We start from the raw sequence: 20,662 nt of genomic DNA, 5'->3' as shown, positions 1-20,662 counted from the left end.
AGATCCGTATGGCCCAACCAACAAACATCGACGGCACCCTGATCACCTGGGGCGATCGCCTGTTCTATCCCGGTAACCGGGTCGTCAAGGTGAAGGCGCAACCACGCTTCAGTGGCAACGCTGCTCGACTGCGCGCCGCCGCTATTCGCAAGCGCATCGAGGCAACGGTCGTCCGCCGTGCGCCCCAAGTGATGGTCAAGGTGACGGGCGGCGGGCGCGGCATGAAGGCCATCGCCGCGCACTTCCGCTATATCAGCAAGAACGGCCGGCTCGAAGTCGAGGACCAGCGCGGCGAGACGATGCGGGGCAAGGACAGCCTGCGCGACCTGGCTGACGAGTGGCGACTCGGCGGGTCATTGATCGCTGATGACGCCGAGCCCGGCCACCGGCGCGAAGCCTTCAACATCATGCTTTCGATGCCCCGAGGCACGGACCCGGAAAGCATGCACTGGGCCGCGAGGGAGTTCGCTAAGTCCGAACTCGCCGATCACAAGTACGTGATGGTGCTGCACGATCACCAGGCCAACCCGCATGTGCACCTCAGCGTTCGGGCCGAATCGGTGCGTGGCGGACGCTTGAACCCACGGAAGACCGACCTGCATCGATGGCGCGAAACCTTTGCGGCCAAGCTTCGCGAGCGGGGCATCGAAGCCGAGGCGACCCGTCAGGCAACGCGAGGCGTGGCGCTTCGCCATCCCGAGCTCTGGCAGGTCAAGGCGCACCATAACGGGCGACTGCTGAAGCCGCCTGCTCCCGGAAAGCCGAGCGCAGCCGCGCAAGCCAGCCGCGTCGCTGCGCAACAGGCTTGGTGCGAGCTCGCGAAGGCGCTTGCGGCCAGCGAGAGCGAGGCCGATAAACGACTTGCCCGCTCCGTCGAGGCCTTTGCCACGGCCATGATCCGGCAGCCGAGCATCTCGCCGGCGCCAGGGCGCGACCCGCAGCTTTCGCCATCGACCGGGGAACGAGAGCGGTAGCGGGATGGAGCGATCACCGACCTGGCATACGACTCCCTGGGGGCAGCGCAAGAGCACTAAGCCTCGATGCTGCTGGTGTAGGTCAGCAGCAAAATGGCAGCTTAAGACTGTGTGCAGTCGGTCAGCTTCCACCGCTGAACGACGACCTGGACCAGAACCGGTCGTTCGCAGGGCCGCGCCTCGGGTGACCGCTACACGCCTTTGAACAGTCGCTCAAGCAAGCCTGTTTGCGGCACAGTACGGGAACGACTGCTTCCGCCCGGGACAACCGACCGAACCCGACCCATCTGCGACACCCATCCTGCCCATCTCTATCTCGAGAAGCAGTCAGTCGGTTGGATTAACTAGAGTTCGTGCCGGACTATGAAGCTGACGACACGTTAAGCCCCGGAGACTGCCACGGAGCTGAAGTATGCTTGGTCGATGCGTTTGCTTCCTATCCAACCTGGCATAAGCTGCTTGCTTCTCGCAGGGAGATCGACCAATGAAAACACTGAACCTAGCCCTTGCAAATTGCTACGGCATCCGCAAGCTCGAAGCGATCCTGGACTACAGCAAGTCGCCGACCGTGTCGATCTACGCGCCGAATGGTGCGATGAAGAGTTCGTTGGCCAACACCTTTCAAGACATCGCCCACGGCAAGGAGTCGAAGGATCGGGTGTTCCTGGATCGGGTCACCACGCGCAGCGTGACGGATGAGGTCGGTGCTAAGTTTCCAGCAGAGGGCATCGTCGTGCTGCGCCCGTACGAGGAAGCGCCCGGTCAGAATGAGGAGACGGCAACGCTGCTGGTGAATCAGACCTTGCGCAAGGAGTACGAGGCGTTGCACGCTGACATATACGCCGCCCGAACTGCATTCCTCAAGGCTGTCAAGGCGCAGTCAAAGTCGAAGCGCGATATCGACAAAGAGATTTCTACAACCTTTACGGCGGGCAGCGATCAGTTCTACGTCGCGCTGAACCGCATCAAGGATGAGCTGGCCGAGCAACCGGACGCCCCCTTTGCTTCGGTGCCTTACGAGGTAGTCATGGATGAGAAGGTCCTGGCATTCCTTGCAACCGGCGACTTCAAGACGGCGATCGACGACTACGTCAAGAAGTACAACGAACTGCTTGCCGCATCCAAGTATTTCAAGAAAGGAACGTTCAACTACTACAACGCCGCCACAGTGGCGCGGCAGCTGAAAGAGAACGGCTTCTTTGAGGCCAAGCACACCGTAAGCCTCAACGGTGAGGATCGTGTCGAGATCACCTCGGAAGAACAGCTCGAAGAGCTGATCAAGCAGGAGAAGGAGAAGATCACAAGCGATGCGGGTTTGCGTAAGAAGTTTGATGCGTTGGAAAAGCAGATCCAAAAGAACGCGACGCTTCGCGACTTCGAGGCGTACGTGCAGCAGCACGAGGAATTGCTGCCCGAGCTTGCCAACCTACCGGCATTTAAGGAGAAGCTCTGGAAGTCGTACATCAAGTCCCACTACGAGCTGTACCTAGCTCTCATTGCCAAGGTCCAAGCGGCGGCGGCGCGGAGCAAGGAGATCCAAGAGCAGGCTGCTCGGGAAGGCACGCAGTGGCAGGCGGTCATCGACATCTTCAATGATCGTTTCGTGGTCCCTTTTCGCCTTGTCGCAATCAACAAGGTCGAGGTCATGCTTGGCCAGGAAGCAGTACTGCGCTTGGGCTTCATGTTCAAGGACGGCGAGCAGGAGATTCAGGTAGGCCGCGAGGCCCTCCTACAAACGTTGAGCACGGGCGAGAGGAAAGCATTCTACGTACTTAACATGCTCTTCGACATCGAGGTTCGGAAGCAGGGTGGCAAGGAAACTCTGGTTGTCGTTGACGACATCGCAGATTCGTTTGACTATAAGAACAAGTACGCCATCGTTCAGTACTTGGCTGACCTCGCTGAGGACCCGCGCTTCAAGCTGCTCATCCTGACGCACAACTTCGACTTCTACCGCACCATCCAGAGCCGCGGGCTGGTCCAGCGGAACAACTGCTTCATGGTGTCCAAGACCGCCGAAGGCGTAAGGCTGCAAGAGGCCGTCGGTATTAAGAACGTGTTCGTTAACCTCTGGAAGCCGAACTTTCATGCAGATCGTCGGAAGAAGATCGGTTGCATCCCCTTCATGCGAAACCTGATCGAGTACACGAGGGGAGATCGCGACGCTGACTACAGCCTGCTGACATCGTTGCTGCACTGGAAGGCCGGTTCTGACCGAATCACGGTCGCCGACCTGGATGGCGTCTATTTTCGCCTGTTCGGCGCAGCCGCGCAGTCGCCAGACCAGGCGGAGAGCGTGCTCAATATGATCGACGTGGAAGCCAGAGCCTGCTTGCAAGCAGACGATGGCATCAACTTTGAAAACAAGGTGGTTATGTCGATTGCTACCCGCCTGAAGGCCGAACGGTTCATGGCTGCCAAGATCAACGATGACACTTGGCTTGCGACCATCAGTGCGAACCAGACCCCGGCACTTCTGAAACGTTACCGTGATTCGTTCTCGGGGGAGGCCGAAAACCTTCGAGTTCTTCAGCGCGTGATGCTCATGACCCCGGAGAATGTCCATCTCAACTCGTTCATGTACGAGCCAATCCTGGATATGTCAGATCAGCACCTTCGCCGCCTGTACCAAGACGTGCTCGGGATGGCCTAAAGGGGAGGCATTGAAGTGCCATGAAGCCCACTTTCTTCAGCGACGGCTCCTGGCCGGCTGCGTGAGTGCGGTGACACGCCAGACAGCAGCATTCGCCGTCGGCCACCCCCGCCTTGCGCGAGTGGCCGGCCGTCTGCTGGCTCAGATCTCCGTCTGCTCGAAGTCGTCCTGCGCATTGAGTGCGTCCCGTACTCAGCGCGGTCTAGGCCCAGCTCATCGACACAGTGCCCGAGGATCCGGGCGTACTGGCGGGTCCAAAGATGCGGCGAGTCGTGAAGCCGGCTGGGGAAGAGGAAGTCCTCTAGCTTCAGCGCGGCCTGCTTGATCGACGTCTGTAGGACGTCCCTGGTGGCCTGAGTGATCTCGAACTGCACCGGGCGCTGGGTCTTGTGCTGCATGACGATGGCGCGACTTGCCACCTGGTCGCCATGGCACACATCCCGCACCCTAAGGGCGACGAGGTCGCACCCACGCCGCTTGCTGTCAATTCCCAGGTTGAAGAGCGCCAGTCCGCGCACCCGGCTTTCCATCTGGAGGCGGACGCGTAGCGCCCAGATGTCCTTGAGCTTAAAGGGCGCCTTCTCCCGACGATCTTGCCCTTGTTCCACGGCTCGCGATGCGCGGTGTTGCCTGCGGTTCCCATGATGGTCTCCCATCGAGTTGAGGGCTCCACAGAATGCTTCTTGAAGCAGCCCTGTCGCCGGCTTACCCGCGGAGGCGCGCTGTCAAGGAGGAGCCGCCACATACCCCTGGAGGGGGCAGCTTTCAGGCGCGCCGGCGTACTGTCAGTCTCGGCCAGGAGCGGTCATCAGCGGCGACCGCTGGAGCGCTAGTCGGTCATAGCGTCCAGCAGGTTTCGAACGGCGTGACCGCGCGACACTGAAGGAGCAGCCATTGAAAAATCCCCTCCGTCCTCCCGCTCGGGAATACTCTCACAGAGGTTTGTTATGCCGACCTCGCCCCTGACAAAGTCGGGCGCGCGATTTGTCGGCTTTGGTCGCCACAATATTGCCGAATGAACGTACAGTCCGCGCCGGTATGTACAGGCGTGACAAGGCACTTGAGGTGGAGTTAGCGATTGCGTTATGCGGACAGGCTCATGCTTACACGGTATCGGCTGTCCATCTAGAACATAGTTGTGCGGCATAGGAGAGAGAACTTTGATTCTTCCAGCATATCTGGCAGACATCGCTCGCGAGATGCGCGCTAAGTCTTCATCGATAAGGCGGGACTTTGCGTCCCATCACCTTTCCGCCGGTGAGAACAGAGAAGATCTGGTTGCCACTTTCCTCTCTGACCACTTGCCCAAACGTTTCGGGGTAGGGTCAGGCATGGTCATCTCTCACGAAGGATTGTTCTCAAACCAGGCGGATCTAGTTGTTGTGGATGCGCTAAACAACTCGCCGCTCTATGGAACGTCACGGAACCAACTCTGGCCGGTTGAGGCCGTGTACTCCCTGGTCGAAGTAAAAACGACTCTAAGCCCGGCAGAACTACGTGACTCGATTGCTAAGGGGCGTCGCTTTAAGACTCTGCAGCGCCGCTACTGTGAAGCAGGTCAAGGTCAGCGGGTGTTCGACTCGCTGTTCGTGGTGTGGGGATTCGACTGCCCGGCACCGGAGACCCTTAAGGCGAACGTGCTGATCGAGCTTGCGGGCGTTCCGCGTAACGAACAGCCAGACTTCATCGTTGTTCCCGATCGTGTTCTCATCTCCTGCGGCTCCTACATGGAGCTTTCCCAGCTCGGGCAGCCGGGTAGCGCACATCGTTCTCAACTTCACTTACAGCACGGAGCTGACCTATCGGCAATGCTGCCGCCTGCCCTGGTGATGGACTTGGGTGAGAACGCGTTGCTCGCTTGGTACGTCTTGTTCGACTCCTGGTTACGTCAAGCTGGCAGTAGCCTCGCCACGCCCTCAGCATATCTTCCCGTTGATCAAACCTTCGGCAGAGCGGTATGACGCCCAACCCGTCCATCGAGCGGACAGCTGTCAGCAAGCCGCCAGCTGCCATTCATGTCGAACATTGAGCTGCATGATCACCACTGCTGAACTTCGACGCGCCGCCGATCTAGTCACGTGGCTAGCCACACTCGTATACGACGTTGAGCTTCCGGCGTCAGTTCGAGCACGAGCCGCTTCCGGCTGTCTAGCAATCGCACAGGACCATCACCATTCGATGGTTCTTCTCTTGGAAGAGCGTCGCTACGCAAGTGCAATGGCACTCTTGCGTCCGGCGCTCGAATCGTTTTTGAGAGGCGAGTGGCTGGCGCACTGCGCATCTGAAGCGCAGGTCGACTCGTTCATGTCAGACGAAGACCCACCCAAGCTTCGGCTTCTTCTCGATGCTCTTGAGCAAGTGCACCCGTATGAAGGCGGAAAGCTCACTGCTTTAGTGAGAAGGCATTGGGACGCGATGTGTTCTTTCACGCACACGGGAGGTCTTCACGTGCAACGATGGATGACTGAGACTGCAGTAGAACCTGCATATACCGCTGAGGAACTTCTCGCGGCATTGCGGCTCGGCGAACTCGTCGGAAGCCTAGCAACGGTAGCAACTGCAGCGTTGGCCGGCAGAGACGATCTTGGCAGCTTGATACTGGGCCGCTGGCAATCACACCAAAATGCGGCCTAACTCTTCGCTCCATCGGACGGCTGCGCCGCCCGCTGAGCTTGCAAGTTCGCCGTCACACAACACATGTGTACGCCCCGCTAAGCTCTATCTCGACAGCGCAGACTATTCTGTACTCTCAGCTTCAAACCGGAGCGCTGCAGAGCAAGCCATAGCATCGCAGCTCCGTGCCCTGTGCCAGACCGGGGCCGTTGAGACATTCTTCTCAGGGACGCACCTCAGCGAAATGTCTCCGTTGGACGCGCGCTTAGTAGACGCAGCAGAGCGCCGCGCCGACCTGCTGGTGAAGTTGTGCGGTCGCAATGTGCTCATCTCACAGGACCGCTTGTTTGCGCAAGAGCTTCGTCGTGCGCACAAGCTCACCGATTCGCCGGTCGAGCCGTTCTCTTCTACTGGAGACTGGTTTCCCGAGGGAAGTGCGGCGGTGTCACCGATTGGCGAAGTCGAGCTCACCAAGGGCATTGTTGACGTCATCGCCGAAGTTGCCCCGAATCGAGCAGCGCGCAGACTCGCGGCGCGGAAGGCGCTAAAGCGTGGCAAGCCACGCAGTGACCTTCTCTCCTCAGTCGTCGGCAATGCGCGCTCCGGAACCTTAGACGAGATCCTCGCCAAGTACCCAATGCGGCCCACCGACGCCCGCGTGTTGACGCGTTACTCAGTTGGTGATGCAACAGCCGAGGAAGCCGAACAAGCCTTCCTGGAAAGCCTTCGCGATCCCCGATGGATGATGCAGTGGTATCGCGCTCACCACAGCAAGCTAACGCCGTTCATCGAGTGGACCCGTGGCCCAGGGAGAACGCTACTTCAGTCGCTAGACGAGATGGCTGAGCAATTGGCCCTGCTGCGGAAATTCGATCTCATCCTCGGCACTTCCGCAGCGGACGAGGTCATGTCATCGGCCAAGTGGAAGACAATGCAAGACGAGCTATTGGTGCGGCTTGCGAGCCGCCTCACACAGGTCTTGCTAGGGCATGATGCCTCGCCGCTAGGCGTTGACCGCATTGATGAGATGTGCCCTGGGCTATCTGTAGGCGTACGGACGCTACACAGCGCGTGGTGGACAACAACACTGGCTACTCCTCGTAGAGCCAAGCCTAGTGATTTTCCTGACGCCCTGCACGCGATGTACGCCCCGTACGTCGACTTGTTCCGCGCGGACGCGTTCATGGCGCCCCACATTACGCCCAACGTAAGTCGCTTTGGGACGACCGTCGTTCCCAAACTTTCTGGTCTACTTTTGCTTCTTCAAGCACACGTTGACGCCGACCGATAAAGCCAACCCTTCGCTCGAGCGGACCTCCCCCGGCAGGCATTTGGGCCGCGAGGCGGCAAGTGTCATCATCCGCCACGCGGCCTCAGTGCCTTCCCCCGCGGGCCCGCTCAGCTGAAACGTCGAACGACCGGTTCTAACCAGTTCTATTGACGGCTCCGAAAGACCACTATGGGTCGGGTTTGGTCGGTTGTCCCGGGCGGAAGCAGTCGGCCGTGGAGCGCCAAACTGCCTCGCGCAGAACCTACGACCTCTGCACCGCGTACTGCTGACATTCGAGCGTCTCGTGGTCGCGAGGTCCAATGGCTGCTTGATGGCAGACAGTGTAAGTTCACCCTCGGAGCGCTACCGGCTGCGACCGCTGCAGAGCAGCCGAAGCCACGCGTATGACGGCTCAAGACTGAACTCGGACCTGGCTGTCGACGGCGTGGTTGACCGTGGCCACCGTCACCGGGACATTTAAAGGCATGACGCCGATGCGCCCGCGTCACCTTCGACACCGGGCGCTCAGCCGCCGAGGCGGCAGCGTGCACGGCGCGCGCATCCCTTGACGGCGCGAAGGGCGTGATAGGTTCAATGGGTACGGCAAGACCCCACCATCGCACGCCACCGCACCCCGGCAAGCGCAGCGCACGGCAGCACCGTCGCGGAGGCGTCAGGGATCGGAAGCCGGATGACCGGGATTCGGCATGAATCTCGGGGCGCAGCCCGTGAGCCCGGCGGCTAGGCGAGACGCACTCACCTGCGACTCCTGCGACGATGCCAGACAGGACGGGCGTACCTTGGAATGCCCTGGCTTGGACTGCTTTCGCTTAGAATGCTAGAACTTCTTGTGTCTCATCGCTATGGTCGACAACACCGTGCTGACAGTGAAGGAAGTTGCCGCACTACTACGCGTAGACGAAAAGACCGTCTATCGCTTGGTGAAGAAGCGCGAGCTTCCAGGCTTCAAGGTCGCGGGGGCTTGGCGTTTCCGGCGCGCAGACATCGAATCTTGGATTGAGCAACAGAAGGCGGCCGAGTCATGAATACACCGATGCGTGCCCACGAAAGCAGCGGGAAGGAGACCGACTAGATGGCCAAGCCAGCAAATACCCCCACGTCGCCCCTGCAGGGTGAAGTCGCGCCTGCCGATCTGCATTTCGATCGCGAGAACCCCCGGTTCGTAGACATGGGCTACACGGACGAGGCAGACATCATTCGTGAGCTCTACGACCACGCGGACGTAGATGAACTGATTCAGTCAATTCTGTCCGCTGGGTACATTGACTTCGAGCCCCTGATCGTGCTGCGTGCCGGCAACATCGTCTTGGAGGGCAATCGTCGATTGGCCGCCCTAAGACTGATTGCGAATGAAGACTTGCGACGCCACCTCAAGATCAGCCTGCCGGATATTGAGACTCGGAAGCCGCTGCCCAAGAAGGTCCGCGTTCTTGTCGTCGAGCATCGCGACCATGCCCGCAGCTTCATTGGTTTCAAACACATCAATGGCCCACACAAATGGGATGCCTTGGCGAAGGCAAAGTATGCGGCGCAGTGGTACGAAAGCGGGGGCGACATCGGCACCATCAGTCGCACGCTCGGCGACAACCACAATACGGTGCGGCGTTTGGTGAACGGTTGGTTCGCTTTGCAACAAGCGATCAAGGATGGATTCGATCTCACTCAGATATCGAAAAAGAACTTTTCGTTCTCACATCTCTACACGGCTCTCACCCGGGCGTCGGTCCGGGAATATCTAGGCCTGAGCAACGAGGACCTGTCTGCACCGCCTCAGATCGACCCGATTGCGCCGGCAAAGCGCGGCGAATTCCAGCAGCTCATGTCTTGGCTGTACGGCCAGGAGCACAAGGGCGAGCCCACAATCATTCAGAGTCAGAACCCGAACCTGAATGAACTGAGCAAGGTGCTTGCTCATCCCGAGGCCAAGGCGATGTTGATGGCCAAGCGCGATCTGCGCGTGGCCTACGAGCGCGTAGAACCTGCCTCGGCGCGCTTCGAAGAGGCGCTCATGACAGCGGCGAAGCAGTGCGAGGACGTTCTCGGCCTCGCCGGCGCGTACAACAGCGACCCGACCTTGCTCAAGGTCGCTGAAGGTATGCAACGAACGGCTCGTGCTCTTGTGACCACGATGCGTGAGCAACAGGTCGAGGCGGGCGACAACTGATGGTTGTCATTAGCCCGCCCAACCCAACGGACACGCGTAGCGCGCTCGCCGATTGGCTGGAACTCCGCACGCTGATGGATACGCGCGGCGTGTCGACGCGCGCTACGCTGCTGAACGTCCTGGATATTCTCGAAGACGAGGCCGCGGAACCGGACATGGTGGACGCGGAAACGGGTGAGGTCCTGGATGAGGCGATTTTGGAGGGCGCTCGATACCAGTTTGTCGATGTCACCTTCGAGGAGCTTCAATACAGAGGCGATCTGCTGGGCGATTCTTACCCATTCGAGGTGGATACCGCAAGGCAGCGGCTCACCAGGCGACCCGACGAGCATGATGATCATGCGGGCCAAGTCGTTTACCTTTTCTGCCTGCTTGCATCAGCGATCAGAGAGCGCAGACTCCAGGCCGCAACGGCGCTGAGTCAGGCGGAACAAAACATCGCAGATGCCTTTCAAATCTGCGCTTGCCTCGCGGCTGGCGGCTACCTAAATGGCGATGTCAGTTCGTTCGGCTTCCCACGCGCATCAGGATCGGGATTCCTTACCGCTCTCCGAGAGACCTTCGCGCGCTTCGGCATTGGTCGCGTTCGCGACAACGACGACATACCAGACGGACTGCCAACGTCGCTGAAGGACGGCGGAATCGACATCATTGCATGGCGAAATCATCCTGACGGTATGCCGGGCAAGCTGTATCTGATTGGGCAGTGCGCTTCGGGATTGCAGTGGCGGGAGAAGTCTGTCGTCGAGTACATCCGTCAACTGCACGGCTCATGGTTCACGCATCGTCCGGCGGAGCATTCGACGCCGGCGATGTTCATCCCGTTCCCGTTTCATCACGATATCTCGGAGCGGAACGGACCGTATCTGGACGCAGTGAGGAACCGCTACTGGCACGAAGAGCCCAGGTTCGGTGTAATCTTCGACAGGTTGCGCATCACCCACTTTGCGAACGCCTGCATGGCGTTTGCCGATTGCCATCGGCTCAAGGTCGATGGCTGCGACCGTTTCGATCAGGTCGTGAGCTGGGTATCTAGTACGCGCCAGACCGCTGGACTGGTGCACGCATGAGACACCCACTACATTCGATCTGCCCATACTTCGCGATGTTTCCCGAGGACTTCGTTGCGAAGCAGTTGCTTGCATACACGGAACGAGGGGACACGGTCTTCGATCCATTCTGTGGCCGAGGCACTACCGTGTTTGAAAGTCTGCTGAACGGCCGGCGCGCGATCGGTGTGGACATCAACCCAGTGGCCGCTTGTATCGCGGGGGCGAAGGCCGATTCTCCGCAACTCAAATCGGTCCAGACAAGGCTGAAGGAACTGAAAGAGGCCCAAACTCATTCACAGCCCGTCGACGTTCCCGCCGGCGAGTTCTTCACAGCTTGCTTTCACGAGAAGACACTGCAGCAACTCCTCTTCCTGCGCCGCGAGCTAAATTGGAAAGACTCCCGCGTTGACCGCTTTATCGCGGCAGTGCTGTTAGGTGCGTTGCATGGTGAGTCGCACAAGACGGCGAACTGCCTGAGCAACCGCATGCCACGCACGATCAGCACGAAGCCGGATTACTCCGTTCGGTGGTGGAATGCGAAGGGGCTGACCGCGCCTCAGCGTGATGCGTTTGATGTCGCGGGAGACCTTGCCGCTTATCGCTTGGCGGCTGAGCGTCCAGGCCTGCGAGGCGAAGTCAAGCTCCGCGACGCCAGAGAAGCCAGGCGAGCGTTCCCGAGCCTTAAGAACCAGGTCAAGCTCATAGTGACTTCGCCGCCGTACCTAGATACGACGGACTACAGCGAAGATCAATGGCTTCGACTTTGGTTTCTCGGAGGTGCTGAGCGTCCGTTGATCAACAAGAACCGGGACGACAGACACACCAGCGCAGAACTGTATTGGCAGTTCCTTGCCGAGGCTTGGGCGGGTTGCGCGAGACTCGTCATGAACGGCACCATCATCGTCATTCGCATCGGCGGTGCCAGGCTGACCAAAGAGGATCTGTTCAAAGGGCTGCAGAGCTCACTGTCTGCAGGATTTGATGGCATGAAGATCAAGCCGCTTCATAGTGGCGAAACCACCAAGATCAAGAACCGGCAAACCAACGCGTTCCGTCCAGGAACAACTCCCGAGCGTTATGAGCACGACTTCGCCTTCGGCCTTAACTAGTCGGAGTTTTAAATGGGTACCTCGCATCTGAATTCAAGAATGCTGGAGGCATTGTCGCCTGATGCAGCAAAGGCCGGCGCCGCCATGCAGCCGGGGGTCTAGCCGCGTGTTCGAGTAGCGCTATACGATGGATCGGATGACAGACTACTTCAGCGAACGTCAGAATGGTCCAGGCGCGCGGACCGAGCAAACGATCGCGCCGGTGGTCTGGGCAGGCGTAGTCGCCACCGTTGAAGCATTGATCAATAGCGGTGCATTCGGCCTGCGCTTTCCCGAATGCTGCCCAGACGGACAAGCGACATGCGGCGGCGACGCTGAGGCCTTGGCGGCTTCGGTAGGCGCAGAGATGCCGGGTCTCGCCTGGCCATTGCAGACCGTCTCCGTTGACGGCGAGGGCTACTTTGCTGAGCGCCGGCCGTTCGCGCCCGACACTTTTCTCGTCTTGGACTTCATCGAGTTCGTCCACGCATCAGTGGCGAAGCCGATCCCAGGGAAGTATCACGACTTTTTCAGCCATCACCATCTGACCTTTGACCTGTCGGCGGGGCAAGAAGAGTTCCGCTCAACCATCAATCGCATTTTCGCGCGCAACGGCGTTGCGTTCGAGCTGCTGCCCAATGGTCGAATTGAGCGGATGCTCCCTCCGGTGCTCGGTGAAGAACTGAAGCGGACGTTCTTCAACACCGGTGACCGAACACTCGACAACATGCTCGATGAGTGCCGCGCCAAGTTTTCGGACCCGGATCCACTGGTGCGTCGCGAGGCGCTTGAACGGTTGTGGGATGCATGGGAGCGACTGAAATCACTGGCTGACCCGAGCAACAAAAAGCGATCAGTCAAGATCATCCTCGATGCGGTGACATCCGTCCCGGCGCTGCGCGAACGGTTGGAGAAAGAAACGACAGAATTGAACTCCATTGGAAACAGTCATCTCATCCGGCACTCGGAAATCGGCCAGGTGCCCGTCATCGACGTGGACCAAGTGGACTACCTGTTCCATAGACTGTTTTCGATGATTCAGCTGATGCTCAGAAAGAAGTAGCCGCACCTGATGATGAGCCCGCTGGAGTTCATGCAGCGCCTCGACGCGCTGGTGCCGCGGCCGCGGCTGCACCTTATCCGGCGACGAGGCCAAATTGCCCCGCTGGTGGTGCCGCAAGGTCCGCTCGAGCTGTCAGTGCTGCACAAGGACGACGCCCCGCGCCTCTCAAGGCGAACCGACTTTGCTTCAGTGCTTCTGTACGTAGTCAAGGTGGGAGGCGTCTGTTCTCGTTGCATACGCCACTCCCGAAGGCAGCGAGGAAGTTCAGTCGGACGTCGTTGAAGATCGCCTGCTCCGCCGGCCGTTCAGGGTTGGATGTGCTCGGTCGACCCTCGCCGCTTGACTGATCGTTCACCTGCGCCCGGTGCGCTTGAGCGAGACAACGGCCGCACACCTTCAGACACCGATCACTGAGGCGCTCGTGAACCACCGGCGCTGAGTGACGGCAATGTGGTCATTACCGAACCATTAGCTCCCGTCGACCAACGACGCCAATCGCTGCATAGTGAACCGCCCCGGGTTTAGCGGAGGCCCGTTTGTTGAAGTCAGACGGTGACGGCCTGACCAGCGCGTTGTCGATGGTAGTTGGCCTCGAACTCGGCCGGCGGGAGGTAACCCAATCGCGCGAGTACCGAACCGGGCGGTCGGCGGTCATGCGATCATTGGCTCGAGAGACGGGTGCATGACGGTGTTCGTCCGGTTGACTTTGGCGTAGCGCAACAGGTTATCCATCGTCACCTTTCGCTGCTGTGAGAGCTGTCCCGGATGCTCGCTCTGCTTGCCTGGGCGCCGGCTGGGGCGAATGAGCGCGTGGGAGCGGGAGAGGCGGCATCGGCTCGCTGGATCGAAACCACCTCCAGATCGGGGCCTCACCAGCGGCGCCAGTTTCGGGGCCTAGCAAGGACTCGTCGGCATTAGCACGGCCGATGAACAGCATCGGCGCCGACCCGTCGCAGTCGGTGAGCACGGCGCTCGCGATCCGGTCGCCCCGGCGGAGGTTGTAGTGCAGGCCCTTCACAAAGGAGCGGTTCTGGTCGACGAGCCGATCGAGAAGCAGCTTCTCGAAGCCATCGGCAACCGGGAGCCAGTGGCGCGTCACGGGCATCAGGCACAGCTCATGGATTGCCGGGACGCCGGCACGGCCCACGCCGAAGGTCGCAATCATCACCATGTGGATGTCGTCGCTGGCGCCCCACAGCGCCAACTCCGGCTCGAAGCGCCACCCGAGTCGCCGGTACAGCTGCTCGTCGATGGCGAAGGCTTGGTCGGGCATGTGCTTGACCACCGCCTTGAAGCCGTAGCGTGCGGACACGATTTCCTTGACCTCGCCGATCAGCAGCATCAGGTGTTGCGCCTTCCCGGGTACCGCGTGCTGCCAATGCACCTGACGCCGCGCGTTGATTGCTTCTCGCTCGGCGATGGAGAACGGCTCCGGCACATAGAGCCGGGCGCGCAGCGCGTCGCCGCGTGCGAGCATGTGCTCCGCAGCCTGAAGCAAATGCCTTCGCACTGTGGCCCAGGTCCGCTTGCCGGCGAACCCCGGATGCCACCGCGTCAGCTCGGCCTGGTCCCAGAGGTAGTGCAGCAGACCCCGCAACGAGAGCCTGGCGCCGGAGGAAGAGATGCTGTCAATCTCGCCGCCTGCCGGCGGCATGATTGATCGGCCCGGCATCTTGGTCAGCGGGAAGTTCAGCTTCAGCGTGGTCTCGCCGGTGGCCGGGTCCTCGGTGATCGCGCTGCCCAGCACCTGCCCCAGGCCGGAAAACTCGGCCGGCGGTTCGTAGGACGGGCAGTCGGGCGCGTGGTGGCTGCCCGTGTCGGGCATGCGCTTGACGATGTATCCCTCGCCAAGGCGCGCCACGTACATCTCGACGCCTTCGGCCAGGCACAGGCAGCGGGGACGCTGGTGGCTAGCGTGGGCGTCGGCAACGGCGTCTGCGAAGCCTGGCGACCCGATTTCAAATCGCCGGCCGGCAATCTCGTAGATCGCCGCCGGTGCCGTGATGTCTTGGGCCGGAGTTTCCACGGGCGTGACCTCATCGCACAGGTGCTGGTGCGGCGCGGTCGCGGGTGCGCTGCATCTCGGGTGTCGGCATGACGACGGGCCGCTGCGACGGAGCCGCCTTGTCGTAGACCTTGACCTTCGGCGTCTGGCCGTCGCGGATGCGCTGCGCGAGCTTCTCGGTTGCCGCGGCCATCACGGCCGCGCGCTGCTTCTCGGGCACCATCTTGGCGACCAGTACCGCCTCGATGGCGGCGAGCACGGCCTTGCGGCCACCGCCTCCTCGGGCCGACGCCTTGTCGGTGGGGGATGCCGAAACGGCGCGAGCGTCGCGGGCCGGCTCGATGCGGTTGACCAGCCGGGCTTCGCGCTCGCGCTTGAGCACTTCCAGGTCGCCGGGATTCGGTTCGTAGCCCAGGGTCTTCACGCCGCGCACGGAGGCCTCAAGCCAGACCATGCGCTTGAAGTCCTCGTTGCCGGAGACGCGCAGCGCTTTCCAGTTGCGCGCCTCGGCCACGTCGACCATCGAGCGGGCGACCGAGGGGCTGTTGGTGTCGGTGGCCAGGCGGAACGTCGACTCGGTGAAGGCTACGCGCGATGTGTCGCCGCGGAAGCGGTACTCGGTGCGCCCGATGGTCACGTCCCCCATCGTCACCGGCGCGCGCTTGATGATGTAGCGATCCGTCAGCGCGGCTTCGAGGCGCGCCACGAGGGCGGCGCGTTCGGCCTGGGCGTCGATCTTGGCGATGGCCTTCGCATCGACCTGCTCCGGCTGTGCAGGTGCCTTGGCGGCACCCGGCATCGGGACCACGTTGGTGGCCTCGGGCACCTCGTCGCGAGTCGGCCTGGGGTCCAGGGGCAGCTCCGGCAAGGCCGGGCGCTGCTGCCCGCGCTGCCACTCCCCGTCGACCTTCTGGATCGGCGTGCGCTTGCCATCCTCGGCCACCGCGACGATGCGCGTGCTGCCGACTTGATCCGCCTTCGCGACCATCTCGGTGAATGTGTTTGCGCGGTACGTGACCTCCGCGAAGGGATCGCGCATCTCGTAGCGCTCGCCTGGCGTGCCCGTCGGCGTCTGGAACCGCTCGATCGCCACGGTTGCGCGATTGGCCGGCTCGACAGTGCCGCCCTGGGCCGGCGCTGCCTGGCGGACGGGGGAGTTGTCTGCATCCATGGTGACCTCGCGATGGTGGGTTGGATGGGCGCTCAGGGCTGCGCCACCGTTGTGGCGTTCAGTGCCACCGGCAGCGCGCGGTACAGCTCGATTTCGACGCGCCGGTTCAGGCTGCGGCCTCCGGCGCTGGCGTTGTCGGCCACGTGATCGCCGGCCGGCTGATAGGTGGCGCGGATGCGCGCCGGGTCCACGCCTGCGGCCACTAGGTAGTCACGCACGGCGGCGGCGCGCTCGCGGGCGATGCGGCTCTCGGCCGGTGCGTCGCTGGTGCCGTCGGTGCGCCCGCGCAGCAGGACGAGCGGCGAAGCCTTGGCATCTTCGACCAGCGCGGCGGTCACGTCGGGCGGGATGGCGACGCCCGTGCTGCCGAAGTCGAACCGCACGGTGAAGACGCTGTTGGCCTTGACCTGCTGGGCAGCCGGCGCCTGCATGGCGGCCAGCAGTTGCTGGCGCGCCGCCATGTTGGCCAGCGTGGCGGTGGTCGATTCCGCGATGCGGCTGGACTCGGTGGCCAGCAGGCGCGTGTTCTGCAGGTCGTTCTTGCACACCTGCAGCTCGACGGCCATCTGCGAGTTCACTGGCCGCTTCTGCGACTCGTCGACGGTAGGAGGCTTCGGCGGCGAACTGCACGAAGCCAGCGCAAAGAGCCAGGGCACGAAGGGCGTGAAGGCGATGCGGGTTCGCATGTCGTTGCTCCCAGGTCTAGGTGATGTAGGCGCGCTCGATGGTCGACCGCTCGGCGATCTGGACGCCGTCATCGCTGAGCAGGACACCGTCTTCGTCGGCTGCTGCCTCGATCGCACCGCCGGCCACGGCATCGCCTGGCCGAGGGCCGATGAAGAAGTCAAGAACGCCCTCGGCGACCTGGTCGGGCTCGCTATCGACGAGGTCCGGAAGCCGGCTCACGTCGTAGGCCAGTTGCTCATAGTCCAGGCTGTGGCCCAGACCCAGCTCATCGTCGGCGTAGCGCCAGCGTTCCTGCACGCGCGCCAGGTGCAGGTCCATGCTCATGCGCGGCACTGCCGGGGCTGGAAGCAGGCGCGAGGTGAAGGCCTTGTCTCGGTAGTAGCGGATCTTCTCGCCGAGGATGGGCTTACAGTTCTCGAAGATCACCACCAAGCGCTCGCTGCCCAGTTCCTTGAACTCCTGCGGCAGCAGCAGCGCGCGCCGCTGTTCGCTCTCGTTTCGGCTGACGGTGCTGTGACCGTGGCCGCTGAAGGACCGGCTGCGCCCGCGCGACGTGGCGCGCTCGGTGAAGTGGCCGAGCATGGCGCTGTACTCGTCGGCGTCGCGCTGCTCGCGCGGCGCGTAGAGGATCTGCAGGCCGTGGTTGGTGGCGAAGGTGCGGGCTTCCTTGTCGCCATAGACCGCATCGAGCTGCGACATGGCCTGCACCACGGTCAGCAGGCGCAGGTTGTAGCCGGCGAGAAAGGCGGCTGCGTTGGTGATGACGCCGACGCGCCCCATCGCCGTGAACTCGTCGTTGACCAGCAGGCACTGCACCTTCAGCGTCAGGTCCTGCTCAGGCAGGGCTTGCGTGTTGAGGCTGACGAGCTGCGAGAAGAACAGGTTCAGCAGCGGCCGAGCGTTGGCCAGCCGGTTCGGCGGGATGCGCAGGTAGACCGACATGCGGCGGCGGCGCACGTCCTCGAGCCGGAAGTCGTCGGCGCTGGTGGCCGCATCGACTACCGCATCCGCGAAGATCGTCAGAGGCGCGTTGAAGGTGGCGACCACGCTGGAGAGCGTGTTCTCCGAGTTGGACAGCAGGCGCTGCAGTGCATCGGCGCACTGGTCCGACAGCGGGTCGCCGTCTTCGCGGCGCTGCGCGATCAGGCCACTCAGGTGGTCCTTGAGCGACCGGCCCTTGCCCGAAGACTGGCGCAGCATCTCACCGATGGTGCGGGGAAGCGAGGGAGATTCGAGGAGGACGAGGCCCAGGCCCAGGAACAGGTTGCGCGCCTGGTCGTTGAAGAAGGCTTCGGACGAGGTGCCGCCGCCATCGTTGGGAAAGAAGACCTGCCCGATGGTGAGCAGGTCGCCGACGCGGTGCAGCGGGCTGGAGCGCACAGCGGTCAGCGGGTTCCACCGGTGGCTGCGCGCGTCCTCGTCGAAGGGCGAGAAGGCATATACCGCCTGGCCATGCGTGGCGCGGTAGCCGGCCGTGATGTCGTAGTTCTCGCCTTTAATGTCGAGCACCACGACCGAGTCGGGCCAGTTGAGCAGGTTCGGGATCACAACACCCACACCCTTGCCGCTGCGTGTCGGGGCCGACAGCATCACCGAGAGCTGGCCCGGCAGCGACAGGAACCTGCCCCGGTGGCGACCGATGAGGATGCCGGGCTGGCCGTCACTGCCCGTGAGCCCCGCACGATCGACCTCGGTCGGGCTGGCGAATCGAGCATCGCCATGCAGCTCTCGACGTGGCCTGGCGGCTGCGACCAGGCCGGCCGGCAGCAGGATCAGTAGGCCGATTCCCGAGGTTCCGATCGCAAGCTGCAGCTTCTTGCGCAGCTGGGCATCGTCGGCGTAGAGGCCCCAGTAGTGGGCGATGCTGGTGAACTGCGCCTGCCTCGGGTTCGCCTTGTTCAGCACCAGGAACAACACGCCGGCCAGGTAGATCGCCGCGCAGGCCAGTGCGACATAGCCCGCCACGGCGAACACACCCGCGGCGACCTTGCGACCTGTCGGCCAGGCCGAGAAGGGCAGGGCCGCAACGCTGCTCATGCTGCTGCCGCCTGCTGAGCCCAGCGGCCGAGCCGCTGGCGCCGTGGTTCGTAGAGGATCTCGGAGATGAAGCGCCCGCGCTCGTCGCGATTGAACTGCACGATCACGTCGACCACGACGCTGAGCAGCCACTTGATCTCATCCATGCGCAGGCCGCCGCCAGCGCCGGTCTCGCGGATCATCAGCGACATCTGCTCGAAGGCGAGCGCGCAGCTGCCCGCATGCACGCTGGTGATGCTGCCCGGGTGGCCCGAGGCTGCGAGCCGCACGAAGTAAAAGCATTCGTCGCCCCGCACCTCGGCCAAGAAGATGCGGTCTGGCTTCATGCGCAGGCAGGCTTCGAGCAGCGACTTGGCGGTCACTCGCGCCGTGCCCTGGGCGTCCTTGCTGTAGAACAGGTTCACCACGTTCGGGTGGTTCGGCAGCGTCAGCTCGGCCGTGTCCTGGATCGTGATCAGCCGCTCGTGCTTGGGCACTTCCTCGACCAGGCCTTTGATGAAGGTGGTCTTGCCCGAGCCGGTCTTGCCGCTGACGACGATGGTCTGGTGCTTGCGCACCGCCAGGCGCAAGAATTCGGCGTAGCGGCCGGCGTCCTTCAGCTCCACCAGTTCGCGCTCGAAGGGCAGCAGTTCTGCCTTCGGGGTGCGCGTCACGGTGGCGGTGCGCTCGAACAGGCCCTCGCGTTCGAAGTCGTCGAGTCGCTTGATCAGGTGCGACGGCTTGCGCACCGTGATCGACACGGTGCCGCGCGGCACGGCCGGCGGGATGACGAACTGGATGCGTTCGCCGCTGGGCAGCGTCGCCGACAGCAGCGGGCGCTCCTGGTTGACCTGCTGGTCGCAGAAGGTGGCGACGGCCGTGGCCAGCGACAGGCAGCGTTCCAGCGTCATGTTGGGTGCTGGAACGGTCTGCCAGCCGCGCACGGTCTCGACCAGCAGTTCGCCCGGTCGGTTGACGCAGACTTCCAGCACGCCGGGTGCATCGAGCTGGTCGCGCAATGGTCGCAGGAACTCGACGACCGATGTGGCGTCGCCGCACCAGCTCTGATCAAAGTTCGCGAGGTCTTCGTGCTCGCAGGCATGCTTATTCATGGCGCTCCCTCGCGCTGCGGGGCGATGGCGGTCGGCTTCAGTTCGTACACCGACGAGAAGTCCACGTCGCGGGCGACGTAGATGCCGACGATGCCGCCCTGGTTCTGGTAGATCAGCGGCGGGATGTTGATGGTGCTGTCGAGCACCTTCTCGGCGAGCTTGCTGGTGTTGGCCGTGGTGGACGGCAGCACGATGGTGTCAGCCTGGCGGTCGCTGGCCTGGTTCTGGATGACCAGCTTCACCGAGTCGTCGATCAGCGACAGCAGCATGGCCGCGCCGATGCGCTCGCCCCAGCGGTTGTCGACGTAGCCATCGATGCCGGATTCGCCGAGCTGGCCGGTGCCGGGAGAGTCGATGTCCACCGTCACGCTCAGCGGCGTGCGAATGCGGGTCCACAACACCGGGATACGGACCGTGCCGGGCCGGACCGAAGCGATGCGGTACTCGCCGTCGAGATGCGAGCCGCGCTCGATCAGCAGCACCCGGCCGTCGTCGCCGAAGACGTTGCGCTGGACCTGGCAGCCGACGAGGCCCGAGGTGGCGCTGATCACCTTGGTCTTCAGTGCGCAGGTGAAGGCTGTGCCCTTGGGCAGCGTCAGGCTGCGGTTGCCCAGCATCGAGGCGGCCACCTTGGGGGTGGAGGACCCCTGAAGCTGGCCCCCCGAACAGGCCGCCCCCTGCGGGTGGCGCACCGATGGGTGCGGTGCCCGCCATCGGGGGCCCACCGAGGAGCGCCCCCGACGGCAGCTGCCCGGTGGCCTGGCCCGTGGCCA

General features: G+C 62.5%; 16 protein-coding genes and 1 pseudogene. 10 read left to right on the top strand and 7 right to left on the bottom strand.

Going from position 1 to position 20,662, the window contains the following annotated elements; all coding sequences use genetic code 11:
- Positions 1–8: 8 nt before the first annotated feature.
- Both LRS07_RS19705 and LRS07_RS19700 read left to right on the top strand, forming a co-directional pair.
- A complete protein-coding gene (locus tag LRS07_RS19705) occupies positions 9–974 on the top strand; it encodes a relaxase/mobilization nuclease domain-containing protein (protein WP_260499620.1) in 966 nt (321 codons plus the stop codon).
- Between the two features lie 484 nt (positions 975–1,458).
- On the top strand, positions 1,459–3,627 hold the full coding sequence (locus LRS07_RS19700; protein WP_260499619.1) for an AAA family ATPase: 2,169 nt from the start codon (positions 1,459–1,461) through the stop codon (positions 3,625–3,627).
- 155 nt (positions 3,628–3,782) lie between these two features.
- On the opposite strand, the pseudogene LRS07_RS19695 reads toward LRS07_RS19700, so the two are convergent.
- A pseudogene (locus LRS07_RS19695) lies at positions 3,783–4,270 on the bottom strand (site-specific integrase); the annotation flags it as partial.
- Positions 4,271–4,787: 517 nt separating this feature from the next.
- Here LRS07_RS19695 and LRS07_RS19690 point away from each other — a divergent pair.
- The 8 genes from LRS07_RS19690 (at position 4,788) to LRS07_RS19655 (ending at position 12,898) form a co-directional block, all read left to right on the top strand.
- A complete protein-coding gene (locus LRS07_RS19690; protein WP_260499618.1) occupies positions 4,788–5,588 on the top strand; it encodes a DUF6602 domain-containing protein in 801 nt (266 codons plus the stop codon).
- Between the two features lie 73 nt (positions 5,589–5,661).
- Positions 5,662–6,261, top strand: a complete 600-nt coding sequence (locus tag LRS07_RS19685) for a DUF6988 family protein (RefSeq protein ID WP_409450568.1) — start codon at positions 5,662–5,664, stop codon at positions 6,259–6,261.
- Positions 6,262–6,493: 232 nt separating this feature from the next.
- Complete coding sequence (locus tag LRS07_RS19680; RefSeq protein WP_260499616.1) at positions 6,494–7,531, top strand: hypothetical protein; 1,038 nt, start codon at positions 6,494–6,496, stop codon at positions 7,529–7,531.
- Positions 7,532–8,373: 842 nt separating this feature from the next.
- Complete coding sequence (locus tag LRS07_RS19675; protein ID WP_312028329.1) at positions 8,374–8,556, top strand: helix-turn-helix domain-containing protein; 183 nt, start codon at positions 8,374–8,376, stop codon at positions 8,554–8,556.
- A gap of 47 nt (positions 8,557–8,603) precedes the next feature.
- Positions 8,604–9,695: a hypothetical protein gene (locus LRS07_RS19670; RefSeq protein WP_260499615.1), complete on the top strand. Its 1,092-nt coding sequence runs from the start codon at positions 8,604–8,606 to the stop codon at positions 9,693–9,695.
- A complete protein-coding gene (locus LRS07_RS19665) occupies positions 9,695–10,765 on the top strand; it encodes a hypothetical protein (RefSeq protein WP_260499614.1) in 1,071 nt (356 codons plus the stop codon). The genes LRS07_RS19670 and LRS07_RS19665 overlap by 1 nt, the downstream gene beginning before the upstream one ends.
- Before the next feature lie 35 nt (positions 10,766–10,800).
- Positions 10,801–11,856 (top strand): DNA methyltransferase, encoded by a 1,056-nt coding sequence (locus tag LRS07_RS19660; RefSeq protein WP_260499613.1) that lies wholly within the window; start codon positions 10,801–10,803, stop codon positions 11,854–11,856.
- Between the two features lie 136 nt (positions 11,857–11,992).
- The gene (locus tag LRS07_RS19655) at positions 11,993–12,898 is read left to right on the top strand and encodes an AbiJ-NTD4 domain-containing protein (RefSeq protein WP_260499612.1); all 906 of its coding nucleotides are present in this window, start codon (positions 11,993–11,995) and stop codon (positions 12,896–12,898) included.
- A gap of 724 nt (positions 12,899–13,622) precedes the next feature.
- Here the strand turns inward: LRS07_RS19655 and LRS07_RS19650 are convergent.
- The 6 genes from LRS07_RS19650 to virB10 are packed head-to-tail and all read right to left on the bottom strand — an operon-like array spanning position 13,623 to position 20,506.
- Positions 13,623–14,924, bottom strand: coding sequence for a DUF1173 domain-containing protein (locus LRS07_RS19650; protein ID WP_260499611.1), 1,302 nt, complete (start codon positions 14,922–14,924; stop codon positions 13,623–13,625).
- A gap of 10 nt (positions 14,925–14,934) precedes the next feature.
- Positions 14,935–16,074: an LPD7 domain-containing protein gene (locus LRS07_RS19645; protein ID WP_260499610.1), complete on the bottom strand. Its 1,140-nt coding sequence runs from the start codon at positions 16,072–16,074 to the stop codon at positions 14,935–14,937.
- 32 nt (positions 16,075–16,106) lie between these two features.
- A complete protein-coding gene (locus tag LRS07_RS19640) occupies positions 16,107–16,760 on the bottom strand; it encodes an OmpA family protein (RefSeq protein WP_260499609.1) in 654 nt (217 codons plus the stop codon).
- Between the two features lie 16 nt (positions 16,761–16,776).
- Entirely contained in the window at positions 16,777–18,798 is a 2,022-nt protein-coding gene (locus LRS07_RS19635; RefSeq protein WP_260499608.1) for a type IV secretory system conjugative DNA transfer family protein, read from the bottom strand.
- A complete protein-coding gene (virB11, locus tag LRS07_RS19630) occupies positions 18,795–19,889 on the bottom strand; it encodes a P-type DNA transfer ATPase VirB11 (protein ID WP_260499607.1) in 1,095 nt (364 codons plus the stop codon). The genes LRS07_RS19635 and virB11 overlap by 4 nt, the downstream gene beginning before the upstream one ends.
- Positions 19,886–20,506: a type IV secretion system protein VirB10 gene (virB10, locus tag LRS07_RS19625; protein ID WP_260499606.1), complete on the bottom strand. Its 621-nt coding sequence runs from the start codon at positions 20,504–20,506 to the stop codon at positions 19,886–19,888. The genes virB11 and virB10 overlap by 4 nt, the downstream gene beginning before the upstream one ends.
- Positions 20,507–20,662: the final 156 nt, after the last annotated feature.

This window comes from Aquabacterium sp. J223 (assembly GCF_024666615.1).
GTDB lineage: Bacteria > Pseudomonadota > Gammaproteobacteria > Burkholderiales > Burkholderiaceae_C > J223.
Note: the sequence above shows the minus strand (reverse complement) of the source record. Positions and strands in the feature narration are given on the sequence as shown.